At 37.0% G+C, this 9156-nt stretch carries 11 protein-coding genes, 1 tRNA gene and 3 pseudogenes; 11 read left to right on the top strand and 4 right to left on the bottom strand.

What is annotated here, in order from left to right:
* The 11 genes and pseudogenes from ACFINX_RS07240 to ACFINX_RS07190 form a co-directional block, all read left to right on the top strand.
* Nucleotides 1-188 (top strand): annotated as a pseudogene (locus ACFINX_RS07240) (recombinase); the annotation flags it as partial.
* A gap of 1 nt (nt 189) precedes the next feature.
* Nucleotides 190-813 carry a lambda exonuclease family protein gene (locus tag ACFINX_RS07235; RefSeq protein WP_273790348.1) on the top strand — a complete coding sequence of 208 codons (624 nt, stop codon included), beginning with the start codon at nt 190-192 and terminating at the stop codon, nt 811-813.
* An 82-nt stretch (nt 814-895) separates the two neighbouring features.
* Nucleotides 896-1162 (top strand): AlpA family transcriptional regulator, encoded by a 267-nt coding sequence (locus ACFINX_RS07230; RefSeq protein ID WP_019221612.1) that lies wholly within the window; start codon nt 896-898, stop codon nt 1160-1162.
* Between the two features lie 76 nt (nt 1163-1238).
* A complete protein-coding gene (locus tag ACFINX_RS07225) occupies nt 1239-1406 on the top strand; it encodes a hypothetical protein (protein ID WP_167309078.1) in 168 nt (55 codons plus the stop codon).
* 117 nt (nt 1407-1523) lie between these two features.
* On the top strand, nt 1524-1943 hold the full coding sequence (locus tag ACFINX_RS07220; protein WP_375607459.1) for a hypothetical protein: 420 nt from the start codon (nt 1524-1526) through the stop codon (nt 1941-1943).
* 36 nt (nt 1944-1979) lie between these two features.
* Nucleotides 1980-2060 (top strand): annotated as a pseudogene (locus tag ACFINX_RS07215) (integrase dna protein); the annotation flags it as partial.
* Between the two features lie 273 nt (nt 2061-2333).
* Nucleotides 2334-2924: an antA/AntB antirepressor family protein gene (locus ACFINX_RS07210; protein ID WP_375660170.1), complete on the top strand. Its 591-nt coding sequence runs from the start codon at nt 2334-2336 to the stop codon at nt 2922-2924.
* Nucleotides 2925-3532: 608 nt separating this feature from the next.
* Entirely contained in the window at nt 3533-3694 is a 162-nt protein-coding gene (locus tag ACFINX_RS07205) for a hypothetical protein (protein WP_375613490.1), read from the top strand.
* A gap of 24 nt (nt 3695-3718) precedes the next feature.
* Nucleotides 3719-4021, top strand: a complete 303-nt coding sequence (locus ACFINX_RS07200) for a phage integrase central domain-containing protein (protein ID WP_375668554.1) — start codon at nt 3719-3721, stop codon at nt 4019-4021.
* A gap of 501 nt (nt 4022-4522) precedes the next feature.
* The gene (locus ACFINX_RS07195) at nt 4523-5146 is read left to right on the top strand and encodes a lambda exonuclease family protein (protein WP_375668553.1); all 624 of its coding nucleotides are present in this window, start codon (nt 4523-4525) and stop codon (nt 5144-5146) included.
* Nucleotides 5147-5218: 72 nt separating this feature from the next.
* A pseudogene (locus tag ACFINX_RS07190) lies at nt 5219-5412 on the top strand (helix-turn-helix transcriptional regulator).
* A gap of 94 nt (nt 5413-5506) precedes the next feature.
* On the opposite strand, the gene ACFINX_RS07185 reads toward ACFINX_RS07190, so the two are convergent.
* From ACFINX_RS07185 to ACFINX_RS07170, 4 genes are all read right to left on the bottom strand, one after another.
* Nucleotides 5507-5591 (bottom strand) — tRNA-Leu (locus ACFINX_RS07185).
* A 114-nt stretch (nt 5592-5705) separates the two neighbouring features.
* Nucleotides 5706-6326, bottom strand: a complete 621-nt coding sequence (locus ACFINX_RS07180; protein WP_375668552.1) for a 2,3-bisphosphoglycerate-dependent phosphoglycerate mutase — start codon at nt 6324-6326, stop codon at nt 5706-5708.
* 28 nt (nt 6327-6354) lie between these two features.
* Nucleotides 6355-7167, bottom strand: a complete 813-nt coding sequence (gene dapB, locus ACFINX_RS07175) for a 4-hydroxy-tetrahydrodipicolinate reductase (protein ID WP_375613493.1) — start codon at nt 7165-7167, stop codon at nt 6355-6357.
* A gap of 1224 nt (nt 7168-8391) precedes the next feature.
* Nucleotides 8392-9084, bottom strand: coding sequence for a glutathione S-transferase family protein (locus tag ACFINX_RS07170; protein ID WP_375612254.1), 693 nt, complete (start codon nt 9082-9084; stop codon nt 8392-8394).
* Nucleotides 9085-9156: the final 72 nt, after the last annotated feature.

Raw genomic sequence — 9156 nt, 5'->3', positions numbered from 1 at the left:
AAAGTAGGCTTCTCTCTTTCATAGGAGTAAAAAATCTAAAAGATATGTCTTTTAAACAAGCACAAACCGCTTTGTTTGCTTTGAAAAAAAAGCAGCGAAAGCAAATGAATAAAGCACAACAAGAGCAATTAGATGCACCTATACAAGATATTGAATATGCACCAACTCAACAACAAACGGCGGTGTGAAATGGAACAAAGAACAGCACAATGGTTTCAGGCCCGCTTGGGAAAAGTCACCGCTTCAAACGTTTACAACCTACTGAGTAAAACAGCAAAGGGAATGCCGACAAACAAATATGAAGACTACAAAATCAAACTTATAACAGAACGTTTAACTGGTGAAGTAAGCCAATCTTATCCAACGCCGGCTATGCAATGGGGCATTGAACATGAAGAAGATGCCTTGAAAGAATATGCATTTATTTATGATACAGAGATCATAGAGTGTGGTTTCATACAACACCCCACAATCAAAATGGCTGGTGCTAGTCCTGATGGGTTTGTTGGTGATGACGGTTTAGTTGAAGTCAAATGTCCACAATCACCAAACCATTTACGCTTCTTTATAGATGACACTATAAAGCCTGAATATAGCGCGCAAATACAATTCCAAATGGCTTGTACGGGACGAAAATGGTGTGATTTTATCAGTTATGACCCACGTTTTACGAGGCAATCAACATACTTACGCATGAAAATCAAACGCATTCACCGTGATGAAGAACACATTGAACAGATTAATCAAGCGGTCGAAGCTTTTTTAGCAGAAATAGAACAAGAGATGCAAAAGATTTTGACAAAAGCCGCTTGACGTTATGGGGGTGCTCTCTCCTCCCAGCACCCCCGCCTATTTATAATTATTCTCAACACTTAGATAATAAGGAAAGTTTTAAATGAACGAAGAAAAATTAACTGCCTCAATAGAAAAAGTAAGCTTATTCGAACAAGCTTTACTGTCGATGCGTTTGCAACGGCTTGTCAATATACAAGATCTCTCAATTTATCTCGGAATGTCAATGACATATATTAGAGAGCTTGTAAAAATCGGAGCTTTTCCTAAGCCTATACAAGAAGGACGATACCTAAAATGGGATCTTGTTGAAATTGATCGTTATATTGAAGCTAAAAAAACTGAAAGAGATTCTGTAGAATTGTCTTGAAGAAGTCCAAAGTAACGAACTGCTCGTAGAGACAGGTTAACAAAAATGACAGAAAATTATTGATAATAGCTTGATCATGAATAATTTAGTGACAATCGGTAATGATGGTATTGCCGTTAAGATCTCTTTAAAAATTACAGAGGGTGTGGGGAATAGCCACGCTACAGTTATAAAGCTTGTACATCAAAATATTGAAGACTTTCAAGAATTTGGAAGGGTTGGATTTGAAATCTCACCCTTTTGAAAAAAGGGTGTTCTATTTGCTGGAAGTTCAGTGACAAATTTGAAAAATGGAGATAAGAAACATCAACAGGCTTTAAAGCCTTCTCATAGTCAATAAATCTATTAAAAAAGGGGAAAAATGAAACAAACTTTAAAATTATTAAGCTGCATAGCTTTATTAAATATGGCTGGATGTAACTCAAAGCCTCCTTCAACATCCTTTGTTATATGGGAAAAGCCAGGTGTAAACTCTACTGAGGTAGGAAAAGCACTATTAGAGTGTGGTGCGCTATCTCCTTATAGTAGCGGTATAGACAATAGCAAATTAGGCATTCATGAATGGTCGATGATTCATGCTTGTATGATCCAATCAGGATTTCACTATAAAATTAAAGATGGGAAATGGTGTGAAAATTGTAAAGATGATAGGATTCCGGTATATTCTCTTAATAGTTCTATCAAGACTCAAAGAAGTGTTGAGAGACGCTTAAACAGCTCGTTTTGTAAAAACGACGGTATAATAAAACTTCTCAATATCAACACTCCGTTTTGCAATTGATCATCAACAATCAAAATGCTGTATGGGATAGTAATAGCTTATATGCGAACAGATTTTTTGGAACAACGCCATGCTCTCTTGGAACAGTGGGCTGCATTTATAACAGGAGCGACTTGACAGGATTATAACAATGTGTCTATTGTCGAATCAGGTGCCTAAGAAACATCTTGAATCGATAGCGGATAGATTGCCGAAACAATCTTTTCTCCCCGCGCCTTAAAGACTTTGACTCGTTGTATGCGTGTAGCATATAAAGGTTTTGTCGGGTGTAGCTATGCCATACAATACCCTTATGGGGAAAGCATAGCGACGGACTATCGACCGTGTTTCTTAGCGCCCGGCATTCCTCTGGAATGTCAATAAGAAACCTCTAATCGATAGGAGTTCATTATGAACATTCTTATAAAAATTACGGAACAAACAATTGATCAAGAAATAGTTCAAACAGTAAATGCACGTGAGTTGCATACGTTTTTGAAGGTCACATCTCGTTTTAACGATTGGATTATTAATCGTATTAAAGAATACGGTTTCCTAGAAAATAAGGACTTTGTGAGTTTTACTAAAAATTTAGTAAAACCTAATGCCCATCAAGAAAATCAAGGTGTTATGAGTTTCGGTAAAAATTTACCGAAACCTAAAGGTGGTCGTCCAAGTATCGAATATCACCTCACTCTAGACATGGCAAAAGAGCTTTCCATGGTTGAACGCAATGAGAAAGGCAGACAAGCTCGTCGTTACTTTATTGAGTGTGAGAAAAAGTTAAAAAGCCAATCTGTTGATTATGATAATGATACACGCTTTGATTTACCAAGCCATTGGGAGGGTATGAGTGCTGGTGAAAAAGCTTTGTATCTTTTAGGTCCTATCCATGTGCGTCTTGTTGATGCTTTTAGAGTCGATGAAGAGAATAGAAAATATAAAGCTCTCATTAAAGAAGCTAAGCGGGTTTTAGCAAGGTCTGTTACGAAAGCTGCTTAGTTTGGAAAATTGATTCTATCTCCTCGTCTTTTATGGCGGGGAGGGGAATTGGGGAGTCGAAGCAAAACATGGTATGGTGATTTAGTTCCAAAATATGCCTCAAAAAAGCAGCAATGATTCGTATTTTAGTACTATCTCAATACCATCTGATAGCGTTATGATAGGGTTTTAAAAGGTGGTTTAGAAGGTGGTTTAATTTTTTCTAATTTCTAATAAATTACTGAAAAATAAGGGGAAATCCACATATCGTGGTGCGGACGGCTGCACGTTTGTGCAACAATTTTTTCTTCCCTTAGAACTCTCTACAATATCACCTGATAGCACAGTTTATCTTTTTTCTGTTTAATAACTAATTGTTTTTATTTTATTTTATTTATTAGATTGCCTTTTATATATAATCTTGGTACCAGATGAAAGTGCTCCAAGTGCAATTCAAAAGGTGGTTTTTAAAAGGTGGTTCGAAGAACGTGATAGACTGTCTGTCTTATCTGTAAAAAATCTATCTAAAGGAAAATATGCTGACAGAGCTGGTTTATGGCTTATCAAAACTACACCAGATCAAGGATGATGGGTTTTTAGGTTTGACCTCAATATAAATACGACGAGAAATGGGATTAGGCTCTTGTCGCAATGTATCTTTAAAAGAAGCACTGTTCAAAGCTTTAGCTTGTCGTGATCTTTTAGATCAAAGAATTGACCCGATTCGCCGAAAACAAAAAGAAAATTTACGTCGAGCAGGGGGGTATTTCTTTACGAGAAATTGCCTCTAGTGCTTTTGAAACCAAAAAAACGAATTGAAAAATGAAGGAAAAGCAGCAAGCTGGTTAACACCTCTTGAGTTACATGTTTTTCCTAAACTTGATGATACGCCAATCATTGAACTGACGCAAATTGATATAAAAGGATGCATTTTTCCCATTTGGAAGACAAAAAACGAAACAGCAAGTAAAGCTCTATCCCCGCTTGAATATAGCTATAAAACATGCGGCGGCACTTGGTATAAATGTAGATATGCAATTAAAAGCAAAAGCTTTATTAGAAAAGTTTATTCAAAATGCCCCAAATATTCCAGCTATGCCATGGAAAGAAATGCCTAAGTTTTTTCAATCTTAAAATGATGAGCTTGTATCACATCTAGCTTTAAAACTTCTTATTTTGACGGTTTTTTTATACCAATCAGGCATATTTAGAGATTTATGGATCAATATGGATTATCCCAAAAGAAAATATGAAGAGAATTGTTGGAAAGGTTTCTGATTTTCATGTGCCGCTTACAGCTGAAGCGCTTGCTGTTATTGAAAAAGCAAAAAAATGGTTTTTTATTTGTTGAGAGTTTTGGAAAGCCTATATCTGATGTAGCACTTCCTAAATTCATGAAAGACAAAGGTTTTGATTATAGACTTCATGGTTTCAGATCGATTCTGCGGGACTGGATAGCAGAGACAACGTTAAAAAGCTTGATGATATGTCTGAAGTATAAGCACAAACGGTGTTACATCTTTTGAAAGATAAACAAAACAGGCAAAAGGTAGAAACAGATTCTACTATACAAGATACCGATATAGCAACGCCACACGAACAGGGAACGGCGGTGTGAGATGGAACAAAGAACAGCGGAATGGTTTCAAGCGCGCTTGGGTAAAGTCACTGCTTCAAACGTTTACAACGTACTCAGTAAGACAGCAAAAGGTTTGCCTACAAGCAAATATGAAGATTACAAAACGAAACTCATGACAGAACGCTTAATAGGGGAAATAAGCCAATCTTATACAACACCTGCTATGCAATGGGGCATTGAACATGAAGAGAATGCCTTAAGAGAATATGAATTCATTTATGACGCAGAAGTCACAAGATGCGGGTTTATCCCACACCCAAAAATGGAAATAGCGGGGGCAAGTCCTGATGGGTTGATTGGAGAGGACGGTTTAATCGAAGTCAAATGTCCACAATCAACCACGCATTTGCGCTTCTTTATGTATGACGAAATCAAGCCTGAATATATCGCACAGGTGCAATTCCAAATGGCATGCACTGGACGCAAATGGTGTGATTTCATGAGCTATAATCCAAACTTTGTAGGCAAATCTACTGGTTTGAGAATGAAAATCAAACGCGTCAACCGCGATGAGAAACACATTGAAGAGATTAATAAAGCTGTCGAAATCTTTTTAGGGGAAATAGAACAAGAGATGCAAAAGATTTTGACAAAAGCTGCTTAAACCTATGGGGGAGCTCTCTCCTCCCAGCACCCCCGCCCATTTAATTAATATAAAAAAGAGAAAGGTAATGAGATGATATTTGATGATGGAGATGGATATGTAATAACACGTGAGTGTGCAAAGTTTTTTAGTGTATCCACAACCACGATTCGTAATTGGGTGCTTCAAGGGGGCCAGAGCTATATAAGCTAGGGAGAGCAGTGAGATGGAGAAAGAAAGAGATCTTATCCTTCACTCCAAAGAAAAATAAGGAACAAATTAGCTAAAGTTGTATAAACCGTAGAAGGTGGTCTAAAAGTTGGTCTTAAAATAGCTCTTTAAAGAAAAAATCTATATATTTAATGTGTTAAAGATACAAAATGGTGCCCAAAAGAGGACTCGAACCTCCACGCCTTACGGCACAGGTACCTGAAACCTGCGCGTCTACCAATTCCGCCATCTGGGCTTATAAAATTCATCTAAGCGCATGAAGCAACTCTGTCAATAAAATTATAGAATTTATTTTTTCAGCTTAAAACGATAGCATTGAACTTTTGAGAGAGATCATGATTTTAGAAGTTTAAGGTGTGAGGACTGTCTTTGATAAAATTGTTGAATCCGGATTAAATGTGTAAATAATAGGAATGCCGGTCGCTAATTCTTGAGATATAATTTCCTCACCGGAGAGACCTTCAAGCGCCATAATAAGAGCACGAAGAGAATTTCCATGTGCTGCGATCAAAACAGTTTGAGAGCGCAAAATATAAGGCTGGATATGGTAAAGATAATAAGGCCAGATGCGCGCACCGGTGTCGCGTAGGCTTTCTCCATTCGGCGGCGCAATCGTATAGGAGCGGCGCCACATTTGCACTTGCTCTTGCCCCCATTGTTGGCGTACTTCATCTTTATTTAAACCAGAAAGATCACCATAATTACGTTCATTTAATGCGGGATTTTTTATCACTTCTAAATCTGATTGTCCCATTTGCTCTAAAATGTGCTGAGCGGTTTTTTGAGCACGCTGTAAGGCTGATGTATAAGCGATATCAAACTTCAAACCATATTCTTTCAGTTTTTTTCCTGCTGCTATCGCTTCGGCATGACCTTTTTCTGTTAAATCAGGATCTTTCCAACCGGTAAAAAGGTTTTTGAGATTCCATTCACTTTGTCCATGACGAATTAGTGTAAGTATGCGTCCCATTATGAATTGCCTCTATTCTATTGATTGTTTAAAATTCATTGTTCAATCCCAAAACATCGAACATTGAATAAAGACCGCTTTCATGATTTTGTGCCCATAAAGCTGCTTTTAATGCGCCATTGGCAAAGATAGAGCGTTCTTGCGCTGTATGTGAAAGAACAATGCGCTCATTGGAGCCGGCAAAAATGACACTGTGTTCTCCAACAACTGTCCCACCACGTGAACAGGAAAAGCCAATGGTGCCTTTTTTGCGTTTACCTATATGACCATTGCGTTCGTTGACACGCACATTTTTAAGCATAACATTGCGCCCTTCAGCTGCTGCTTGGCCAAGAAGAAGGGCTGTTCCAGAAGGGGCGTCAACTTTGTTAGCGTGATGCATTTCATAAACTTCGATATCAAAATCATCGGCTTCTAATGCTTTAGCGGCTTTCTTTACAAGGTTGGCTAAAAGATTTATTCCAAGGCTCATATTTCCGGATTTGACAATTGTTGTATATTTCGCAAAATCTGCAATTTTTTCTTCTTCTGTTTTGCTAAATCCTGTGGTGCCAATAATATGGACAAGGCTTTTTTGAGCAGCGTAGTTAGCATAAAGAATACTGGCTTCTGGTTGTGAAAAATCTAAAATACCTTCTGTATTAGAAAAGGCATTTTCGGGATCGTCAGTGATACCAATCCCAAGAGAATCTGAACCAATTAAGGCACTGGCATCTTTTCCTACAAACGGTGAGCCTTTGCGTACAAGAACAGCACAAAGTTCTACATCTCTCCTCTGCTGGATTGTTGTAATGAGTTCACGTCCCATTCTTCCATTTGCACCAACAACTGTAAGGCGCATTTTTATCTCCTTATAATACTTTACTGTGCAGTATAGGCAAATTCTTGCCTTCTTTCCAATGGTTCTTTTTCTTTATAGAAAAATTTTTTTCCTGCTTTAATTTATCTTGTTGTGCTGTAAAATACTGTTGTTTAGAGCAAGTGATATAAGATCTACAAATTTAAATAGAGATGTTTTTCGTTGAGTGTGTGATGAATATTCCTAAGTAAGGTTTGCTTATGACACCTAAAGGAGATTGTGTATTACTTTACGCTTTTGTTTCTTTCGTTCTTTAAGGGGGGAGCGTTCTTCATGCAAAACAAGATCTCCCAAACAAAATACACCTATGTTGTCAATTCATGCGCTTTTCTTAAAGAAATATTTATCAATTCTTCTAAACTTATTTTATGATAGTGCTCGTGAGTGGTATCACGAGAGAGTATCCATGAATAATATAACATCTATTCTGCGCCACTATCTTTATGCTTCATAAATAGAGAAAATTAGCATTATCATACGTTTTGTAGCCTTTAATGTTTTAATAATTCTTGGCACTTAGGCATTTTCATTCTTTTCTTTAATATTCTTTCATTTACCAATTCCATTTGTGACGCATAAGAAAGCGATTTTGATTGTTTTAAATGTGATGAAGGTAATGAGAAAAAGGTATTTGGAATTGATGATTAAGGTAAAAAAACGATTATTTATTATTGTATATCAATATGTTATCCATAAATAAAATCACGTAAAAGGGGATAAAAACAAGGGGCTAACAAGAAGTTGGATTGTTTTCACACGAGAGTTGGTCGGATTCTTCATCTTTTAGGAAAGTCAGTTAAAAAAATTGTTATGTTGTAAAAACGCATGATGAGGATTTTTTTATTATAGAGCAAATAGTATATATGTTATGCAATGCGTTTTTTCATATATTGGGGAGACTTGAGGATAACATGCGTTAAGTATTGTTATTTTATTTGCCTAGCTTCTAATGATGCTACAGCTCTTGTATTTAAAGAGAGTCGTTAAAATGCTTTCTTAAATATTTTTTATTCCTGTGCTAATCTTTTTTTGTGATACGATAAGAAAGTGATTTTTGTGATTCAATTATAATGGGTTTTATTCTCTGTTTAATACGATCATAAATCAATGTATTATTATATTGTTTATACGCATGCATAAAAATTCATAAAACTATAAATATCCTTTAGATAAAATATCACTTTTATTTTTGTTTGTGAGAGAAGGCTAGAAATCAAGATCTGCATAGTGAGCACTTGCAACAATTCCGCGGACGCGATCTGTTAAAAGAGAACGAAAAGAAGGGCGTGATTTAATTCTCATATACCAGTCTTTGGCAGCAGGAGATTGTTCCCAGTCAATTTCCCCTAGAAAGTCAAGTACAGAAATAGAAGCTGCTGCTGCTAGATCTGCATAGGATAAGGCAGAACCGACTAAGCTATCGCGAGAGGCACAGAGCCAATTGAGATAGTTCATATGTGGTAAAATATTGGCACGTGCATTGCGTAAAATTTGTGAATTAGGAGCACCACCGCCGATGGCAAGTGGCATTTCACGTTTATGGATTCGTTCTCGTACGATATGGCGCGTTGCTTCATTTTCGAATTTATTTAAGAACCAGTCATTGAGACGGCGTACTTCCGCACGATCTAAAGGATTTTCTGGAAAGAGCTTATTTTCTTGTCGTAAACTTCCATGTGTTTCGTCTAAATATTCGCAGATAACAAGAGGACCTGATAATGGAACCTCGTGTTCATCGAGAAAAACAGGAACATGACCAGCGGGATTGAGGGCTAGAAATTCGTGTCTTCTTGCCCATTCATATTCTTCAATCAGTTGAGTGGTTACACCATATTCCCCAAGAATGAGGCGTATGAAGCGCGAGGCAGAGGATAGGGGAGAGTGAAAAAGTGTCAGCATAATTTACACTATCAAATAGAGTTGAAGAGAATTCTTTCAAGTAATCATTTTTATAAAGATGCTTGACTAGAA

Source organism: Bartonella sp. AP36NXGY (genome assembly GCF_042195865.1).
Lineage (GTDB): Bacteria > Pseudomonadota > Alphaproteobacteria > Rhizobiales > Rhizobiaceae > Bartonella.
Note: the sequence above shows the minus strand (reverse complement) of the source record. Positions and strands in the feature narration are given on the sequence as shown.